The following is a 17,681-nucleotide window of genomic DNA, read 5'->3' as shown; positions in this document are numbered from 1 at the left end:
ATTGAAACTCCTTTTCTATGGAGTTTGGCCTTAACAGTTCTTTAAATCCAGTGGCTTCCTTGCGCACGACGCCATACACATCACTGCGCGGGCGCCATACGCATCACCGCACCCCGTCCAACGCTGAGAAACCAAATCGCGCCGTCGGGGCCTTCGCGGATGTCGCGCACCCGTTGGGTGGCGTCGGATTGAATCTGTTCACGTTCGGCCAGTGGCGCACCATCAAGCCGGGAAATATAGTCGAATTTCAAAGACCCGACAAAGATGTCGCCCCGCCATTCCGGCCAGAGCGCGCCGGAATAAAACACCATACCTGACGGCGCAATTGAGGGATCCCAATAATGCTCTGGCTGGGCCATGCCGGATTTTTCCGTGCCTTCCCCGATCTTTGCACCGGAATAATGCCGCCCATAGGCGATCACCGGCCAGCCGTAATTCACGCCTGGTCGGATTCGATTGACCTCATCCCCGCCGCGCGCGCCATGTTCGTTGACCCAAAGATTGCCCGCCAGATCCAATGCCGCCCCTTGCGGGTTGCGATGACCATAGGACCAGATTTCCGGCAAGGCCCCGTCGCCCAGATCCGGGTTTCCCGCCGCCGGCGCGCCGTCACGGGACAGGCGCAGCACCTTGCCGTTGTGCCGCGTCAGATCCTGCGCAAGTGGGCGTTCGCCCCGGTCGCCAATGGTCAGAAACAGCGTGCCATCCTTGGCCTCAACCAGACGCGAGCCGAAGTGCTGCCCAGCTTCGGACGGCGCAGTCATGGTGAAAATCCTGCGCACATCTGTCAGCTTTGCACGGTCCGGCGACAGGGTGGCGCGCATGATGGCGGTGCCTGCACCGTCGCCGTCAGGCTGGGCATAAGACAGAAAAACCTCGCCCTTGCTGGCGAAATCACGTGGCACCAACAGGTCCAGCAATCCGCCCTGCCCCACGGCCGCCACCTCGGGCAAACCGGCCACATCCGTCACCGCGCCGCTTTGCGACACATGCAAGAGCCGCCCGGCGCGTTCGGTGATCAGCAAACCACCGCCGGGCAAGAACCCAAGCGACCAAGGCGCGTCCAGCCCTTGCACAACCGGGGTGATGACAACATCCCCAGCCGAGGTTTCCAACGCCATCGCCCGCATGGGCAACAGCGCACAGATCACACTAAACACCAGACGCAACATTCCAAATCTCCTATCCCCGCAGGTGAGGACGATAGTGCGCAAAACCGCCAGGTCCAGCCCGACATGACGCATCCCCCCAGCTTCGCAACACGCAACCGCAATCGGGCTTTTCTTTCCTTGAAACCGGGCATAGGCTTTGGTCAGGACAGAGGTCCAATCAGGGAGAGACGGAATGAAAAAGTTTTTGATGGCAACGGCTTTGACAAGCCTCGCGGCGGTTTCAGCCCAAGCAGCAAGCCATGCCGAGACATTGAAAATCGGCGTGATTCTGGGCTTTACCGGCCCGCTGGAATCGCTGGCACCGCCAATGGCAGGCGGCGCGGAACTGGCGCTGAACGAGATCAACGCAGCCGGCGGCATTCTGGACGGCAAAATGCTTGAGGCGGTGCGCGGCGACGGCACCTGTGCCGATTCTGCGGCGGCCACGGCGGCGGCAGAACGGCTTGTCACCTCGGATGGTGTGGTTGCGATCATGGGGGCCATGTGTTCCGGCGCGACCGGCGCGGTGCTGACCAATGTCGCGCTGCCCAATGGCGTGTTGCAAATCTCGCCTTCGGCGACCTCGCCCGGCCTGTCGAGCATCGAAGACAATGGCTTGTTCTTCCGTATGGCACCGTCCGACGCCCGTCAGGGTCAGGTTATGGCCGAAATCCTGGGCGATCGCGGCATTTCCTCGGTCGCACTGACCTATACCAACAACGACTATGGCTCGGGTCTTGCGTCGTCGTTCCAGGAAGCATTTGAAGCGGCCGGCGGGTCGGTGACCCTGTCGGCGGCCCATGAAGACGGCAAGGCGGATTATTCGGCTGAGGTCGGCTCGCTTGCCTCTGCGGGCGGCGATGCCCTGGTGGTGATCGGCTATGTGGATGAAGGGGGCTCCGGGGTGATCCAAGCCGCGCTTGATACCGGCGCATTTGACACCTTTGTCCTGCCTGACGGCATGATCGGCGCTGCGCTGGAAGAAAAATTCGGCAGCGACATCGACGGCTCGTTCGGACAGAACCCCAGCGTTCAGAACGAACGTGGTGATGAATATATCGCCATGGCCGAAGCAGCCGGGTTCGACGGCACATCGGCCTATGCCAAGGAAGGATATGATTCCATGGCGCTGATCCTTCTGTCGATGGCAGCGGCGGGATCGACCACGGGCGCGGATGCGGCGGCCAAGGTGATGGAACTGGCCAATGCGCCGGGCGAAAAGATCTATGCCGGCGAGCTGGCCAAGGCGCTGGAAATCATCGCCGGTGGCGGTGACATCGACTATGTCGGTGCGTCTTCGGTCGAATTGATCGCGCCCGGTGAAGCATCCGGCGGCTACGTCGAGGTCGAAATGAAAGATGGCAAACTGGAAGAAATCGGCTATCGCTGATTTTTCCGACATCTTGTAACATCAACAGCCCGGCACAGCGCCGGGCTGTTTTTACAAAAGACGAGCGCCGCCAAGGGGCCGCCACAGGGACCGAGTCATGATCCGAGTTGAAAATCTACACAAACATTTCGGCGGTTTTCACGCGGTGGACGGCGCGACATTAAGTATTGAAAAAGGCTCGATCACCGGGCTTGTCGGGCCGAATGGTGCCGGAAAAACCACGCTTTTCAATGTGATCGCCGGGGTTCTTCAACCGACGTCGGGCCGTGTCTTCATGGAAGACCGCGACATCACCGGATTGCCGCCCCATAAATTGTTTGCCCAAGGTTTGTTGCGAACGTTTCAGATCGCACATGAATTTTCCACAATGACCTGCCGCGAGAATTTGATGATGGTGCCGGGCGGACAATCGGGCGAGGTTCTATGGAACACCTGGTTTGGCCGCAAACGCATTGCCGAAGAGGAACGCGCATTACGTGCGCAGGCCGATGAGGTTCTGGATTTTCTGACCATTGGCCATCTGGCCGATCATCCGGCCGGTGCGATTTCCGGCGGGCAGAAGAAACTGTTGGAACTGGGCCGCACGATGATGGTCGATGCGCGCATCGTGTTTCTGGATGAGGTCGGCGCCGGGGTGAACCGCACGTTGTTGAACACCATCGGCGACGCGATCCTGCGCCTGAACAAGGAACGCGGCTATACCTTTTGTGTGATCGAGCATGATATGGATTTCATTGCCCGTCTGTGTGATCCGGTGATTGTCATGGCCGAGGGGCGCAAATTGGCCCAGGGCACAATAGAAGACATCAAAGCCGATGAACATGTGATTGAAGCCTATCTTGGCACCGGTTTGAAGAACAAGGAGCCAGCATGATGGGTGATCTGTCGCGCAATGGGGGGCCAGCCCCCCAGACCCCCCGGGATATTTTTGGTCAGATGAAGGGGCGAGCGATTGTCTGAACCGTTTTTGATTGGCGACACAATGACCGGTGGCTATGGCAAGGGGCCGGACATTCTTCATGATTGTACCATTGCGGTGGACAAGGGTGAGATTGCGGTAATTGTCGGGCCGAATGGCGCGGGCAAATCCACCGCGATGAAGGCGGTATTCGGCATGCTCGATGTCCGCTCTGGCGCGGTGCGGCTGGATGGTCAGGACATCACGGCCCTGTCGCCCCAGGACCGGGTCGCGCGTGGCATGGGGTTTGTGCCGCAGACCAATAATATCTTCACCTCGATGAGCGTCGAAGAGAACCTTGAAATGGGGGCTTTCATCCGGCGCGATGATTTTGGCGACGCCATCGAACAGGTCTATGAGTTGTTTCCGATATTGAAGGACAAGCGGCGGCAGGCCGCAGGCGAATTGTCGGGCGGACAGCGCCAGCAAGTCGCTGTTGGCCGTGCCTTGATGACCCAGCCCCAGGTTCTGATGCTGGATGAGCCGACAGCGGGTGTCTCGCCGATTGTGATGGATGAATTGTTTGACCGTATCATCGAAGTGGCCCGCACCGGGATTTCCATCCTGATGGTGGAGCAGAACGCGCGTCAGGCATTGGCGATTGCCGACAAAGGATATGTTCTGGTACAGGGCGCCAATGCCCATACCGGAACCGGCACGGACCTTTTGGGTGATCCTGAGGTTCGGCAAAGTTTTCTGGGGGGCTGAGGTATGGATCTGCTCAACGCATTTGTCGCGCTTGCGAATTTCGTTCTTATTCCTGCGATAGCCTATGGCGCGCAACTGGCGTTGGGCGCGCTGGGGGTGACGTTGATTTATGGCATTCTGCGGTTTTCGAACTTTGCCCATGGCGACACCATGGCCTTTGGCGCAATGGTCACCATCCTTGTGACCTGGCTTTTGCAGGGCTGGGGTGTCAGCTTGGGGCCGCTGCCCACCGCCCTGCTTGCGCTGCCCTTTGGTATTCTTGGTGCGATGGCGCTGGTCCTGATCACCGACCGCACGGTGTACCGATTCTATCGCAAGCAGAGGGTCAAGCCGGTGATCCTGGTGATTGTGTCGATGGGGGTGATGTTCATCTATAACGGATTGGTGCGCTTCATCATCGGCCCGGACGATCAGCGGTTTGCGGATGGCGAAAGATTCATTATTTCCGTGCGTGATTTCAAGGCTTTGACCGGCCTTGACGAAGGCTTGGCGATCCGCACTACCCAAGGGTTGACGCTGGTGACGGCGGTGATCACCGTTGCGGTGCTGTTCTGGTTCCTGAACCGGACACGCACCGGCAAATCCATGCGCGCCTATTCCGACAACGAGGATCTGGCGCTGCTTTCCGGCATCAACCCCGAGCGGGTGGTGATGATCACCTGGCTGATTGTGGCGGCCTTGGCGACAATTGCCGGAACGCTTTACGGTCTCGACAAGACGTTCAAGCCCTTCACCTATTTCCAGCTGCTCTTGCCGGTTTTTGCCAGTGCGATTGTCGGCGGTTTGGGCAGCCCAATCGGCGCCATTGCCGGTGGTTTCCTGATTGCATTTTCCGAGGTCGGGATCACCTATGCTTGGAAGAAGGTTGCGACCTATGCCCTGCCCGATGCGCTGGCGCCGGACAGTTTGTTGCAGCTTCTGGGGACCGATTACAAATTCGCCGTCAGTTTCGTGATCCTGGTGATTGTCCTGCTGGTCAGGCCGACGGGGTTGTTCAAGGGGAAATCAGTATGAGCCAGTCACTTCGAAGCACGGCGCTGTTTGTCTTTGTTGTCGCGCTGATCCTTGGCACGGGGTTTGTGCAAAGCTGGAACTCGGCGCTGTTGATCCTCAACATGGGGTTGGTGTCGGCGTTGATGGCGTTGGGGGTCAACCTGCAATGGGGATTTGCCGGATTGTTCAATGTGGGGGTCATGGGGTTTGTGGCGCTTGGCGGGTTGGCGACGGTGATCATTTCCATGCCGCCAGTGCGGGCGGCATGGGCCGTGGGCGGCACCGGCGTTCTGGCGGCGCTGGCGGTGGGTGCGGCGACCATTGCGCTGGCCATATGGCTGACACGCTCTATCCCCCGCGGCAAGCTGCGCGCGGTGGCCATGCTGGCGGTCTTGATCGCCGGTTTCGTCCTGTATCGTCTGTTGTTTGATCCGGCGACAACCGCAATTGAAAAGATCGACCCGGCCGTGACCGGATACCTTGGCGGTCTGGGCCTGCCGATTGTGCTGGCCTGGCCGGTGGGCGGTCTGCTGGCCGCTGGTGCGGCCTGGGTCATTGGCAAAATTGCCCTGGGCCTGCGTTCGGATTATCTGGCGATTGCGACATTGGGCATTGCCGAGATCATCATTGCGGTCCTGAAGAACGAGGATTGGTTGGCGCGGGGCGTCAAGAATGTGATCGGCCTGCCCCGGCCGGTGCCCTATGAGATCGATTTGCAGAATGATCCGGCCTTTGTCGCGCGCGCCACCGATCTTGGTCTGGATGTGACGACGGCCTCGACCCTTTATGTCAAGGTCGGCTATGGGCTGATGTTTGCTGTTGTCTTGGTGGTGGTGCTGGTCCTGGCGCAATTGGCGCTGAAATCACCCTGGGGCCGCATGATGCGCGCCATTCGCGACAATGAGGTTGCAGCGCGCGCCATGGGCAAGGATGTGACCCGGCGGCATTTGCAGATCTTTGTTCTCGGGTCGGCAATTTGCGGCATGGCGGGGGCGATGATGACCACGCTGGACGGCCAGTTGACCCCGGCGAGCTATCAGCCGTTGCGCTACACGTTCCTGATCTGGGTGATGGTGATTGTCGGCGGATCGGGCAATAATTTTGGCGCGGTGCTGGGGGGAATGTTGATCTGGTTCCTTTGGGTTCAGGTCGAACCGATTGGCGCTGCCGTCATGGATCTGGTGACGTCCGGCATGGCAGATGGATCAGATCTGAAAATCCATCTGTTGAATTCGGTGGCGCATATGCGGTTGTTGACCATGGGGGTGATCCTGTTGGTAGTGCTGCGCTTTGCACCACGCGGCTTGCTGCCTGAGCGCTAGAAGCAAGTAAGAAGGATCAGCGCGCTCCCGGACATGATCCGGGAGCTCCGCAATGTGCACCTCAGCGGCGATTTGACCGGGAGGTCCCGGAGCGAGGTCCGGGACCGGAATGCGCAAGGTTTGCGCCGCGTGCCGTCACCGCCCCTTGAACAATCCCCCCAGGATGCCGCGCACGATGCGCCGTCCTGTGGTGCCCTTCAGCTCCTTGATCACCACTTTGGTCATCGCCTCGCCAAAGCTTTCTTCCCGGCGCGACCGGGTTCTGGGGCGGGATGTGGAACGGGACACGCGTTTGCCAGAATATCGCCGGGCGGATCGGTACTCCCGTTCTGCCACTTCCTCGGCCTCGTCCTCGGCACGCTCTGCCGCTTCTGCGGCCTGTGCGGCATCCTTGGCCCGTTGCGTCAGGATTTCATAGGCTGACACCCGGTCCTGTGGCTGGTCATATTTCCCGGACACAGGTGATTGCGCCATCACCGCGCGCCGCGCCTCGGCGCTCAATGGTCCCAGCTGGGACGACGGTGGACGGATCAGAGTGCGTTCCGCCATCCCCGGCACGCCCTTTTTCTGCAACATCGAGGTCACAGCCTCGCCGACACCAACCTCGCGGATTGCCTGTTCAATATCGAACCTGGGATTGTCACGATAGGTTTCCGCCGCCAGGCGCAGCGCCTTGCGATCGCGGGCGGTAAAGGCACGCAGCGCATGTTGCACCCGGTTGCCCAGCTGCCCCAGAATATCCTCTGGCACGTCATCGGGGTTCTGGGTGATGAAATACACCCCGACCCCCTTGGACCGGATCAGGCGTGCTACCTGTTCCACCTTGTCGACCAGCGCATCCGGCGCGCCATCAAACAGCAAATGCGCCTCGTCAAAGAAAAAGACCAGCTTTGGTTTGTCGGGGTCACCGACCTCTGGCAGGGTTTCGAACAATTCTGACAACAGCCACAAAAGAAACGTCGCATAGAGCCGTGGCGACGCCATCAACGTATCCGCAGCCAGAATATTGATCCGCCCGCGCCCATCGGCGTCGACCTGCATCAGATCATCCAGCTCCAGCGCCGGCTCGCCGAACAGGCCAGCGCCGCCCTGATTTTCCAGCACCAACAACCGCCGTTGAATTGCCCCGATCGAGGCGGTGGAAATATTGCCATAGCGCAGCGACAGCGCCTTGCGGCTCTCTCCGACCCAGACCAGCAGGGATTGCAGATCTTTCAGATCCAGCAGCGGCAGACCCTGTTCATCCGCCAGCCGAAAAGCGATGTTCAACACGCCTTCCTGGGCTTCGCTCAGCTCCAGCAGACGGGCGATCAGCAAGGGCCCCATGTCAGACACCGTCGTGCGCACCGGGTGCCCCTGTTTGCCAAACAGATCCCAGAACGTGACCGGAAAAGCCGCATAGGCGTAATCGTGAAAACCGATCTTGGCCGCGCGCTGGGCAAAGGCATCGTGCAATTTGAAATCCGCTCGTCCCGCCGCCGCAAGCCCCGACAGGTCGCCTTTGACATCAGACAGAAACACCGGCACGCCGGCCTTGGAAAACCCCTCGGCGAGGATTTGCAGCGTCACGGTTTTCCCGGTGCCGGTGGCCCCGGCAATCAGCCCATGTCGATTGGCATATTTCAGCGACAGCTCCTGTGCCTCGCCATACTCTGGCCCGCCGCCACCAATGAATATCCCCGCCATGGGCCCCTCCGACTCTCTCATCATAGGCGATCGGGATACGTCCCGCGTCGCAATCTCGGCTTAACCTTTGTCTGTCATACCATGTAATGTCCAGCGTTCGGGCCTTGTCCGGGGCTGGATTGACTTCCTCCCTGTCAGACTGGCCGCGCCCCTCCCGGTGCGGCCTTTTTTCAAATGATGGTTCCGGAGCCATGGAAACCAAAGCGCTTTCATCATTCCGGGTGAAAAATTATAACTTGGCTGTTGACCGGCGGCAAAAATGTTCGTAGCGTCCCGTCAATGACTAAGTCGGCCAGTCCGACGGGGAGCAAAAAAATAGGAAAAGGGGTCGATTACTCGGCCCCTTTTTCCAATTGTGGCAAGGGTTTGCCGGTCAGCTTTGCCATGTCGTTGACAGTCCTTCACGGAAAAATGCACCATGGGAACGGCCCGCAATTGGACAATCCGCCTGACAGCGGCAATCAACCATGTTAAGCGCAGCGGGCGAATGCGGCGCATGCATTCAGACAAGTGTTAACAAAGGGGGGTGTGATGCCCAAATTTCTTTCTTTACTGCCTTTTATTGCCCTGATGGCCCTGACCGCGCCGGCAGCCGCCCAGGACGCAGCTGCTGAAGAAACGCCCGCCGAAGGCGCTGCTGGCAGCTCGGTCGAGGATCAGTTGGCCGTGGGCCAAGAGGCAACCGAACTTGGCAGCACCTATGTCAAACAGGAAAGCGGCGACTGGGAATTGCGCTGCATCCGGACCGAGACCCCGGAAAATGACCCCTGCCAGCTGTATCAATTGCTGAAAGAAGAAAACGGCAATGCGCTGGCCGAAATTTCTATGTTCCGCCTGCCAGCCGAGAGCAAGCTGCCCGCCGGTGCGACCGTGATCGTGCCGCTGGAAACGCTGCTGACGGGTCAGCTGGGGATTTCTGTGGATGGGTCCAAGCCCAAAAGCTATCCGTTTTCCTTCTGCAACCGCCAGGGGTGTTACGCCCGCATCGGTTTGACCGCAGAAGACATTGCCGCCTTCAAACGTGGCGCCGAAGCCAAGGTGATGATCCGCCCCTTCGCGGCACCGGATCAGATCGTGGCCTCGACCATGTCGCTGTCTGGCTTCACAGCCGGTTTCGAATTGGCCAGCGTGCTTCAGCAATAAGCTCTCGCCGCCATGATGTATTGGAACGCCGCCCACTGGGCGGCGTTTTCATGTCAGGATGTTGAATGTTAAGGCCGGGCTATGTCCGGGTTTGATCCGGCTCAGCCAAGTCCCTCAAGCACGGCACGCGCCGCGCGCCGCCCCGGGGGTTCCTGTCCGCGTCCCAACCGATCCATGGTCAGCGCCATCGCCGCCTTTTGCCCATCCGGGGCTTTGGCCAATTCCAGAACCGCACTGGAAATTGCATCCGGCTGACAGGCTTTGCCGATGAACTCTGGCACGACCCGCGTCTCGGACACCAGATTGACCAATGTGACCGTATCCACCCGCAACATGCGCCCGATGATCTGGCGCGACAGCCAATTCATGTCATAGGCGATCACCATCGGTGTGGCTGCAGCCGCGAGCTCCAGTGACACGGTGCCCGACGCAGCCAGCGCCAGATCAGCGGCACGAAAGGCCCGGCGTTTTTCGTCCTGCGCCCCGGCGGCTGTGCCATCCAGCACCACCGGCGCGCCCGGCCAATGCGAGGTCACCTCTTGCACCAGCGCGGCCACCGGCGCAGCGGCGGGCACAACAAATCGCATGTCGGGCCGTTGGGCATGAATGCGCGCCAGGGTGTCGCCAAAGATCCCGCCCAGCCGTCCAACTTCGCTGCGCCGCGATCCCGGCAGAACCAGCAAGGTCGGTGCCGCGCCCAGCCCATGGCGCGCGCGAAACTCTGCCACTTCGGCATCGGTTGGCACCGGCTCTGTCACCACCGGATGGCCGACAAAGTCACAGCGCATGCCCGCCGCCGTCATGTAAGGCGGTTCAAACGGCAACAACGCCAGCACCTGATCAATATGGCGCGCCATACGTTTGGCCCGCCCCGGACGCCAGGCCCAAACGGTGGGCGCAACATAATGCACGGTGCGGATGTTGCTGCGGGATTTAACGATTTTCGCCACCCGCAGACAGAATTCCGGCAGGTCAATGGTGATCAGCACATCCGGCTTCTGTGCGATGACCGCCTCGGCAGCCTCGTTCACACGCGCTTTCAACGCGCCATATTGCGACAGGATTTCACTGACGCCCATGACGCTGATGTCATCCATGGGAAAGAGGCTGGCAAGCCCGGCCTCTTCCATGCGGGGCCCACCGACACCATGAAAGGAAATCTCGGCATCGGGTAACAAATCGCGCAGCCCGGCCATCAATGCAGCGCCCAGCTTGTCGCCCGAAGGCTCACCCGCGATCAGAAAGACGCGCATTCTATCCTTCGTCGGCAAAGACAAAAATCCCCGCCTCCTGCGCCGCGGCAATCAGACCCGTTCGGTCGATCAACACCACCTGACGCGCGGCGATGACAATCCCGTCCAGACCGGCGGCGGCCGCAGCACGGACCGTGTCCGGGCCGATGGCCGGCATGTCCACGCGCAGATCCTGTCCGGCCTTGGGACGTTTGACCAGAACGCCGCCCTTGCCCCGCAAGCTGGCGTCGGTTGCCGCGACAAAGTGCAACATCGCATCGGTGCCTTGCTGGGTTTCGATCCCCAGCGCCAGACCATTGGCCACCACCGCGCCCTGCCCGACGTCAAGCGGCGACAAGGCGCGCAGGATGTCATTGGCCCGGTCGCAATCGGCCCGGTTCTGCGGGCTCAGCTCCGCACCCACCAGCGCCCCCGGCGCGGCGGTCAACTCTGGCAGAAGATCATGCGCACCGACCACGGCGATCCCGGCCCCCTCGAACACGTCGATCACCAATCGTGCGAGGGCATCATCGCCGCCCTGCAATGCCGCCAGCAGACGCGGGGCAAGTTTCTGCATGAAGGGATCAAAGGTGGCTGGGTTCAGCGGCGGTCGGCCAATGCCCCCCGCCAGCACAACCCGGTCGACGCCACGCGCCGTCAGATCGTCCAGAAAGCCGCCAAAGGCCTCGAACCGATGGCGGGCATCCACCCGTGGCATCGGGGCGTCAACGCCGTCAAACACCACACAGACCGCATCTTCGTAAGCCATGGCAAGGGCCGCAGGCAGATCGCCGCTGCCAGCCAGAATCGCCAGTTTGCCGGTCATTTGGATCAGCTCCCGGGGGTCAGGTAATTGCGGTCGGTCTCGCCCGCGACGAAATCGACAATCTGGCGGACATATTCATTATCGCTGTCATTGCCGAGCCGTTTTGCACGTTCAACAAAGGCGCCCTCGCCCTGTGCCAGCATCTGAAATGCAGCCCGCAATGCGGTAATATCCGCCCGCGCCACGCCGCGCCGCTTCAACCCGACGAGGTTCAGCCCGTCCAGCTTGCCACGGGGGGCCTGTACCAGCCCATGCGGGATCACATCATTGGTCACCATGGTGACCGCGCCGATGATGGCACCGCGCCCGATGCGCACCCATTGATGCACGCCGGACAGCCCGCCGATGATCACCTCGTCTTCAATGACGCAATGACCGGCCAAAGCGGCGTTGTTGACCACGATCACCTTGTTGCCGACCTGGACGTCATGCGCCACATGGCACCCCGCCATGAACAGGCCGTCATCGCCCACACGGGTAATGCCGCCGCCACCCTCGGTGCCGGTATTCATCGTCACATGTTCGCGGATCCGGTTGCGTTTGCCGACAATCAGCTGCGTCTCTTCGCCCGAGAATTTCAAATCCTGCGGAATCGCACCGATCACCGCAAAGGGAAAAACCACGGTGTCTTCGCCGATTTCGGTCCGACCGGTCACCACCACATGGCTCATCAGCTCGACACGGGGGCCCAGAACAACCTTGGGGCCGATATGGCAAAACGGCCCGATACGCACGCCTTCGCCGATCTGCGCGCCGTCTTCGATCACCGCGCTGGGGTGGATAAGACCATCAGTCATCACAGATCCATCATTGCAGTGAATTCGCATTCCGCGGCCATTTCACCGTCTACGGTGGCAACACCCGCGAATTTCCACACCCTGCCACCGGGTTTGCCGCGCACGGTTTTCACATTCATCTCCAGCACGTCCCCCGGAACCACCTTGCGGCGGAATTTGCATTTGTCGATCGCCATGAAATAGATCAACAGATCCTTGTCTGCCAGATCCATCGCAACACCGATCATCACACCAGAGGTCTGGGCCATCGCCTCGACGATCGTGACGCCGGGCATGATCGGGGTGTTGGGAAAATGCCCCTGAAAATGCGGTTCGTTCATGGTCACATTCTTGATCCCCTTGGCCGAGGCATAGCCGTCGATATCGACGACCTTGTCCACCAAAAGAAACGGATAACGGTGCGGCAGGATCTGCTGGATCAACTGAATATCCGCGCTTTTCAATGTGTCGCTCATCTGTGGTCTTCCTTTATCCGTCTTGTGCGGACCTGTCCCTAGCAACCCTGTGGGCATCGGGCAAGTATTTGCCGGATCCTGTCAGTCCTGGTCGGCGGGCTCTGCGGTTATGCCATCGGGGGCATCTGATCCGCTTTCAATGCCGGTTTCCGGGGTGGATTCTGGCGTGGGTTCCGGGGTGGGCTCCGGCTGGGGGGGTGGCGTCGCTTCTGTGCCAGTATCCTGGGGCACGTCTGGGATGGTGCCCTCGACCGTGCCCGGTGTGGGACTGTCCAGCGCGTTTGCCTGCACGGCATCCAGCCGTTCAGCGGTGATTTCGGTTACGTCGATCCCGTCATTGAACACCAATACGCTGCGCTTTTCCATCACGATCAACGCCCCGGTTTCCAACATCAGCTGGCCCAGGATCGGCACGGCGGCCTGACGGAACTGCAATTGTTCCTCTGCCTGTAACCGATTGATCGCCTGTGCTTTTTCATCCTGTTCCGCGCGAAGCTGTTGCACGCGGGCGTCAAAGTCATCCGCCAGGTTGCGAAAATCTTCGGCGGCCAGGGTGCCGCGTTGCGCGGTCAGCGCCTTTTCCTCGGCCGCCAATTCCCTGTCTATCCGGGCATTTTCCGCCGCCAAGGCGCGGCTTTTCTCATCCAGATCGGATTGAATGGCTCGGCCAAATTCCGAGTTGCGGAACAAAGTCTCAAAATCAATCACCAATATCGGACTGCGCAGGGCCGAGGACGGCTCTTGTGCATGTGCCATACCGAACAGGCCCGTCATCCCGGACCAAAAGACGGCAAAGGCGACGACCCACGCCGCCGCCTTCTTCGTTGATCTGGCATCACTGGTGCGCAAACGTGCCCCCGCGATCAGAATTGCGTCGCAATGGTGAATTCAAAGAGCCGATCTTTGTCGTGCTCTTCTTTTTGCAGCGCCTTGGTAAAGTTGAACCGCAGCGGGCCAATGGCCGTTGTCCAGAAAATCGACGCACCGATCACATGACGCGCCGAGGCCTCGTCATAGAAAACGCTGTTTGACGTCGATGTGTTGTCCAACCCCCAGAGCGAGCCGACATCATAGAACACCCCACCCGACAGCCCGTATTCCTCAGGCAATCCCAGCGGAAATTCCGCTTCAAAACGGGCGACCGCGAAATAATTGCCACCGAGCGAGTCATTGACCCCACCCGCGCCGCGTTCACGTGGGCCGATCCCGCCGGGTTCGAAACCGCGCATCCGGCTGGAGCCGAGGCGGAACCGGTCGATAACACGGCTGCCATCTCCGCCGGTCCACAGCGCCCCACCTTCGAACACCGCCCGCAGGGTGATTTCCTCGTTGCGGATCTTCTTTTCCGCCGTGGCCTTGGCCGTGGTGCGAACTGAATTCACATTGCCGCCCAAGCCGTTGAAATCCTGACCGAATTCCAAACGGACACCGGAATTCGGGTCCAGCCCGCGGTTGATGGTGTCATAGACATAGGTATAGCCGATGCCGCTGGTATATTTGCCAGCCTCGGCAACCTCAGCCGACAGAATTTCACCCAGCTCGTCGCCGGGATTGCGCATTTCATTGTAACGCGCGGTATAGCGGGTCTGAAGCGTGCTGTATTCCGCCACCGGGAAGGCCAGGCTTGTGCTGAAATAGCCCAGCACAGTATCATAGCTGTCGGTATATTGGTTGTCTGTCTCGGTGTAGCTGATCGAAAATCCGAACCGCAGATCACGGTTCAAAAAGGCCGGCTCAGCAAAGCTGAAGGCATAGTTGGATGCCCCCGACGCGGTGGTGAATTCCAGCGACAATTGCTGACCACGGCCCAAGAAGTTCTTTTCCGAGAAGGAAATATTCGCGCCAACACCGCCATCGGTGGAATAGGAGCCACCAAAACCGATCGACCCGGTGGGTTGTTCGGCCACATCGACGTCGATCACCACCTGTTCGGCGCTTGATCCTTCGCGTGCATTGACGTCAGCAGAGCTGAAAAAGCCAAGGGCGCGAATGCGTTCTGCGGATTGCCGGATTTCACGCGGATTAAACGGATCACCCTCGACCACATCAAACTGACGGCGCACAACACGGTCCAGCGTGGTGGTATTGCCTTCGATGTCGATACGTTCGATGAAAACACGCGGTCCCCGGGTCAGGATGAATTCCACATCCAGTTCCAGCGTGCGGTCGTTGCGTGTGACGCGCGGTTCCACCCGGATGAAATTCAGGCCCTTCTTGTTGGCCAGCCGCTCCAGTCGCGCGATTTCATTTTCGACCAACGACGGCGAATAAACCACGCCCTGACGAATTTTCAGCACATCCTGAAAATCATCTGCATCGACTTCGGCCACATCGGATACGGTGCTGATCGCGCCAAAGGTGAACTGCTGGCCTTCTTGCACATTCAAGGTCATGAAATAGCCGTCGCGTTCCTCGGCGACCTCGGCATTGACCGAATTGATGCGGAAATCGACATAGCCGCGCGAGAAATAGAAATCGGTCAGGACCTGTTTGTCAAAGGCAACACGGTCTTCGATAAAGCTGTCGCGACGAATGATCGACCGGAACAGACCCGCCTGTTTGGTTTCCAGAACCCGGCGCAGACGCCGATCCGAAAACTTCTGGTTGCCGACCACGGAAATCCGCTCGACCTCGATCACCCCGCCTTCGAGAATTTCAAAGGCAAGATCGACGCGGTTGTCAGAGCGGCGGATCAAACGCGGGGTCACACGGGCGCTGGCGCGGCCCTGTTCGGCATAGGCCTGTACAATCGTTTGGGCGTCGCGTTCGGCGGTCGATGCATTGAACACCCGGCGCGAGGCCGAGGTGACCAAACCGCTCAGGTCCTCATCCTTGATCCGGCGGTTGCCTTCAAACACAACGCGGTTGATCGTGGGGAATTCCACCACCCGGATCACCAGCTTGTTGCCGACCGGTATGATTTCGACCTCTTCGAACAGGCCAGAGGCCAAAATCCGTTGATAGGCATCATTCAACTCGGCGGCGGACACGCTCTGGCCACGGGCGATGCCGGCATAGCTCAGAATGGTGGCTGGTTCGATCCGCTGCGCACCTTCGATTGCAACCTGATTGAAGCTATAGCTCTGTGCCACGGCGGTTGTCGGCACCATCGCCGCCTGAACCGCGATAGCGGCTGCACCCGCGAAGAGAACAGACTTTACTGATTGAAGACCGGTCTCAATTGCTGTGCGTTTGGTCGCACGCGCGCCTTGTCGAATATGCATGTGCCAATCCGTTTAACATCCCACATTGGCTGAGTATCGGTATCGGCGGGTGTTGTCAAAACCAAGCGGCGGGGCGCAGACAGGAATCTTTGCGCCAAATACACAAAATATGGATGTTTTCAGACGACAGAGGCCAAATGGCCGGCCAACATCAAGGCAAAGCCCAATGTGGCGATGAAAAGAATCCGGTCAGCATTGATATGCGCAATAAGGCGCAATCCGCGATATCCATGGGTCAAAGTCTGCATTTTTCTCGCTCTTTCTCGGGCGTTGCAGGCCAGAGGTTAGGCGACAAATCGGGCAGCAATGGGGCAAACAGCAAATTCTGCCCCTTTGCAACGTTGATGATTTCACTTTTGCAACCAAGGATCGGCAAACCCCCGCCCATCCGGGCATTGCCAAGGATGCGGTCAAGGGGATCGCCGGTGATCACAAGGGATCAATCAGGGGCAGAGGATCAAATCATTGCTGAGCGAGAAGACCATGACCGACAGCACCACCGCCAACCCCACCGCCATCAGAACGCTTAGCACGCGGTCATGTGGCGGGCGGCCAACCACGGCCTCATAGGCGTAAAACACCAGATGCCCGCCGTCGAGAACCGGGATGGGGAACAGGTTCAAAAGCCCGACAGCCGCGGACAAGACCGCCACAAACCAGATGAAACTGGAAGTGCCCTGCGCCGCCATTTGGCCAGAGGTTTCGGCAATGCCGACCGGGCCCGACAGGTTACAGGTGGAAATCTGACCGGTGATGATATGCCACATGCCGGAAAGCGAGCTTTGGATGATCGCCCCGGTCTGCATCACGCCGCCGGAAATCGCCTCGCCGACGCTGGGGGCGGTTTTGGCCGGATCAAAGAACAAGCCGCCGACAATGCCAACGCGCCAATGGGTGACGAATCCACCGTCCGGGCCCGGTTCATCCACCCGGCGCGGGGCCAGGGCAAATTCCAGAACCTCGCCATCGCGCCAGACATCCAGCAAAAGCGCCCTGCCCTCGGATGCCTCGACCTCGGTTTTGATCTGATCAAAGGTTGCGACGTCTTTGCCATCAACCCCGACAATCACATCCCCCTGTTGCAGCCCGATGTCATAAGCCGCCGAGCGCGGCACCAGACGGGTGACATTCGGCGGATAGGGATAAGGGCCGCTCACGATGATTTCATCGCCATTGCGAAGAATACGATAATCGAGATCATTCTGCGGCGGCAGCGCAGCCACAAATGCGGCAAAGCCGGCAGAATCATCAAAATTCGGCACGTCCTGACCGGCAATCGACAACAGGACATCGCCTTGCTGCAATTCCTGCACGCTGGGCGACGGGCGCAGCTCGCCAACGGTCAGCGGTTCCGACGTCACCCCACGCGTCAGGAACAACGCCGTGAAAATCACCATGGCCAGCACGAAATTGAATGCCGGGCCTGCGGCAACCGTCAATGTCCGCGCCCAAAGCGGCGCGCCCGCCATGGTCGACCGGCGTTCTGCGGCGCTCATCGCGTTCAGGCTGTCCTGATCGGATTGGGCGCTTGCGGCATCGGCATCGCCGCGAAATTTCACATATCCGCCCAAGGGCAGCGCCGCGACCTGCCATTTTGTGCCGTGGCGATCCACCCGGGAAAACAAAACCGGCCCAAACCCAAGCGAGAAGACATCCGCCTTGATCCCGCTCCAGCGGCCAACGATGTAATGGCCATATTCATGGATCGCGACGATGATCGACAGGGCCACGACAAAAGCCAGTAATGTGAACAATGTGTTGCCAAACTGCGGAATCAGGGTTGCGATATCCAAACT

Annotated in this window: 16 protein-coding genes; 6 read left to right on the top strand and 10 right to left on the bottom strand. The window is 59.7% G+C overall.

Annotated elements, in window-relative coordinates:
* Nucleotides 1-80: 80 nt before the first annotated feature.
* Entirely contained in the window at nucleotides 81-1,172 is a 1,092-nt protein-coding gene (locus Q4577_RS19505; protein ID WP_303472060.1) for a PQQ-dependent sugar dehydrogenase, read from the bottom strand.
* Nucleotides 1,173-1,344: 172 nt separating this feature from the next.
* Here Q4577_RS19505 and Q4577_RS19500 point away from each other — a divergent pair, with 172 nt between their 5' ends.
* The 5 genes from Q4577_RS19500 (at nucleotide 1,345) to Q4577_RS19480 (ending at nucleotide 6,522) form a co-directional block, all read left to right on the top strand.
* Entirely contained in the window at nucleotides 1,345-2,541 is a 1,197-nt protein-coding gene (locus Q4577_RS19500; protein WP_303472062.1) for an ABC transporter substrate-binding protein, read from the top strand.
* A gap of 97 nt (nucleotides 2,542-2,638) precedes the next feature.
* Nucleotides 2,639-3,415, top strand: a complete 777-nt coding sequence (locus Q4577_RS19495) for an ABC transporter ATP-binding protein (RefSeq protein WP_244686700.1) — start codon at nucleotides 2,639-2,641, stop codon at nucleotides 3,413-3,415.
* 78 nt (nucleotides 3,416-3,493) lie between these two features.
* A complete protein-coding gene (locus tag Q4577_RS19490; RefSeq protein WP_303472065.1) occupies nucleotides 3,494-4,207 on the top strand; it encodes an ABC transporter ATP-binding protein in 714 nt (237 codons plus the stop codon).
* A gap of 3 nt (nucleotides 4,208-4,210) precedes the next feature.
* Nucleotides 4,211-5,221: a branched-chain amino acid ABC transporter permease gene (locus Q4577_RS19485; protein WP_303472067.1), complete on the top strand. Its 1,011-nt coding sequence runs from the start codon at nucleotides 4,211-4,213 to the stop codon at nucleotides 5,219-5,221.
* A complete protein-coding gene (locus Q4577_RS19480; protein ID WP_244686706.1) occupies nucleotides 5,218-6,522 on the top strand; it encodes a branched-chain amino acid ABC transporter permease in 1,305 nt (434 codons plus the stop codon). The genes Q4577_RS19485 and Q4577_RS19480 overlap by 4 nt, the downstream gene beginning before the upstream one ends.
* Nucleotides 6,523-6,657: 135 nt before the next feature.
* On the opposite strand, the gene Q4577_RS19475 is transcribed toward Q4577_RS19480, so the two are convergent.
* Nucleotides 6,658-8,208 (bottom strand): helicase HerA-like domain-containing protein, encoded by a 1,551-nt coding sequence (locus Q4577_RS19475; RefSeq protein ID WP_303472070.1) that lies wholly within the window; start codon nucleotides 8,206-8,208, stop codon nucleotides 6,658-6,660.
* A 531-nt stretch (nucleotides 8,209-8,739) separates the two neighbouring features.
* Between Q4577_RS19475 and Q4577_RS19470 the strand changes: the two genes are divergently transcribed.
* Nucleotides 8,740-9,351: an invasion associated locus B family protein gene (locus Q4577_RS19470; RefSeq protein WP_303472072.1), complete on the top strand. Its 612-nt coding sequence runs from the start codon at nucleotides 8,740-8,742 to the stop codon at nucleotides 9,349-9,351.
* A 101-nt stretch (nucleotides 9,352-9,452) separates the two neighbouring features.
* On the opposite strand, the gene lpxB is transcribed toward Q4577_RS19470, so the two are convergent.
* The 8 genes from lpxB to rseP form a co-directional block, all read right to left on the bottom strand.
* A complete protein-coding gene (gene lpxB / locus Q4577_RS19465) occupies nucleotides 9,453-10,604 on the bottom strand; it encodes a lipid-A-disaccharide synthase (protein ID WP_303472074.1) in 1,152 nt (383 codons plus the stop codon).
* 1 nt (nucleotide 10,605) lies between these two features.
* The gene (locus tag Q4577_RS19460; protein WP_303472075.1) at nucleotides 10,606-11,409 is read right to left on the bottom strand and encodes an LpxI family protein; all 804 of its coding nucleotides are present in this window, start codon (nucleotides 11,407-11,409) and stop codon (nucleotides 10,606-10,608) included.
* A 5-nt stretch (nucleotides 11,410-11,414) separates the two neighbouring features.
* Nucleotides 11,415-12,206, bottom strand: coding sequence for an acyl-ACP--UDP-N-acetylglucosamine O-acyltransferase (gene lpxA, locus Q4577_RS19455; RefSeq protein ID WP_244686719.1), 792 nt, complete (start codon nucleotides 12,204-12,206; stop codon nucleotides 11,415-11,417).
* Nucleotides 12,206-12,661, bottom strand: a complete 456-nt coding sequence (gene fabZ / locus Q4577_RS19450) for a 3-hydroxyacyl-ACP dehydratase FabZ (RefSeq protein WP_244686721.1) — start codon at nucleotides 12,659-12,661, stop codon at nucleotides 12,206-12,208. Before fabZ ends, lpxA begins: the two co-directional genes overlap by 1 nt.
* 81 nt (nucleotides 12,662-12,742) lie before the next feature.
* Entirely contained in the window at nucleotides 12,743-13,417 is a 675-nt protein-coding gene (locus Q4577_RS19445; RefSeq protein WP_303472079.1) for an OmpH family outer membrane protein, read from the bottom strand.
* Nucleotides 13,418-13,524: 107 nt separating this feature from the next.
* Nucleotides 13,525-15,771 (bottom strand): outer membrane protein assembly factor BamA, encoded by a 2,247-nt coding sequence (gene bamA / locus Q4577_RS19440; protein ID WP_303472108.1) that lies wholly within the window; start codon nucleotides 15,769-15,771, stop codon nucleotides 13,525-13,527.
* Between the two features lie 233 nt (nucleotides 15,772-16,004).
* Entirely contained in the window at nucleotides 16,005-16,133 is a 129-nt protein-coding gene (locus Q4577_RS19435) for a hypothetical protein (protein ID WP_303472081.1), read from the bottom strand.
* Nucleotides 16,134-16,328: 195 nt separating this feature from the next.
* Complete coding sequence (gene rseP / locus Q4577_RS19430) at nucleotides 16,329-17,678, bottom strand: RIP metalloprotease RseP (protein WP_303472082.1); 1,350 nt, start codon at nucleotides 17,676-17,678, stop codon at nucleotides 16,329-16,331.
* Between the last annotated feature and the right edge of the window lie 3 nt (nucleotides 17,679-17,681).

Source organism: Marinovum sp. 2_MG-2023 (assembly GCF_030548265.1).
Taxonomy (GTDB): domain Bacteria; phylum Pseudomonadota; class Alphaproteobacteria; order Rhodobacterales; family Rhodobacteraceae; genus Marinovum.
The sequence above is the reverse complement of the archived record's forward strand: the minus strand, read 5'-3'. Positions and strand labels throughout refer to the sequence as shown.

What these genes read in the sequence shown, in the direction of transcription:
- Q4577_RS19505 (WP_303472060.1), bottom strand. Translation starts at nt 1,172, where the DNA reads ATGTTGCGTCTGGTGTTTAGTGTGATCTGTGCGCTGTTGCCCATGCGG.
- Q4577_RS19500 (WP_303472062.1), top strand. Translation starts at nt 1,345, where the DNA reads ATGAAAAAGTTTTTGATGGCAACGGCTTTGACAAGCCTCGCGGCGGTT.
- Q4577_RS19495 (WP_244686700.1), top strand. Translation starts at nt 2,639, where the DNA reads ATGATCCGAGTTGAAAATCTACACAAACATTTCGGCGGTTTTCACGCG.
- Q4577_RS19485 (WP_303472067.1), top strand. Translation starts at nt 4,211, where the DNA reads ATGGATCTGCTCAACGCATTTGTCGCGCTTGCGAATTTCGTTCTTATT.
- Q4577_RS19480 (WP_244686706.1), top strand. Translation starts at nt 5,218, where the DNA reads ATGAGCCAGTCACTTCGAAGCACGGCGCTGTTTGTCTTTGTTGTCGCG.
- Q4577_RS19475 (WP_303472070.1), bottom strand. Translation starts at nt 8,208, where the DNA reads ATGGCGGGGATATTCATTGGTGGCGGCGGGCCAGAGTATGGCGAGGCA.
- Q4577_RS19470 (WP_303472072.1), top strand. Translation starts at nt 8,740, where the DNA reads ATGCCCAAATTTCTTTCTTTACTGCCTTTTATTGCCCTGATGGCCCTG.
- lpxB (WP_303472074.1), bottom strand. Translation starts at nt 10,604, where the DNA reads ATGCGCGTCTTTCTGATCGCGGGTGAGCCTTCGGGCGACAAGCTGGGC.
- Q4577_RS19460 (WP_303472075.1), bottom strand. Translation starts at nt 11,409, where the DNA reads ATGACCGGCAAACTGGCGATTCTGGCTGGCAGCGGCGATCTGCCTGCG.
- lpxA (WP_244686719.1), bottom strand. Translation starts at nt 12,206, where the DNA reads ATGACTGATGGTCTTATCCACCCCAGCGCGGTGATCGAAGACGGCGCG.
- fabZ (WP_244686721.1), bottom strand. Translation starts at nt 12,661, where the DNA reads ATGAGCGACACATTGAAAAGCGCGGATATTCAGTTGATCCAGCAGATC.
- Q4577_RS19445 (WP_303472079.1), bottom strand. Translation starts at nt 13,417, where the DNA reads ATGGCACATGCACAAGAGCCGTCCTCGGCCCTGCGCAGTCCGATATTG.
- bamA (WP_303472108.1), bottom strand. Translation starts at nt 15,771, where the DNA reads ATGGTGCCGACAACCGCCGTGGCACAGAGCTATAGCTTCAATCAGGTT.
- Q4577_RS19435 (WP_303472081.1), bottom strand. Translation starts at nt 16,133, where the DNA reads ATGCAGACTTTGACCCATGGATATCGCGGATTGCGCCTTATTGCGCAT.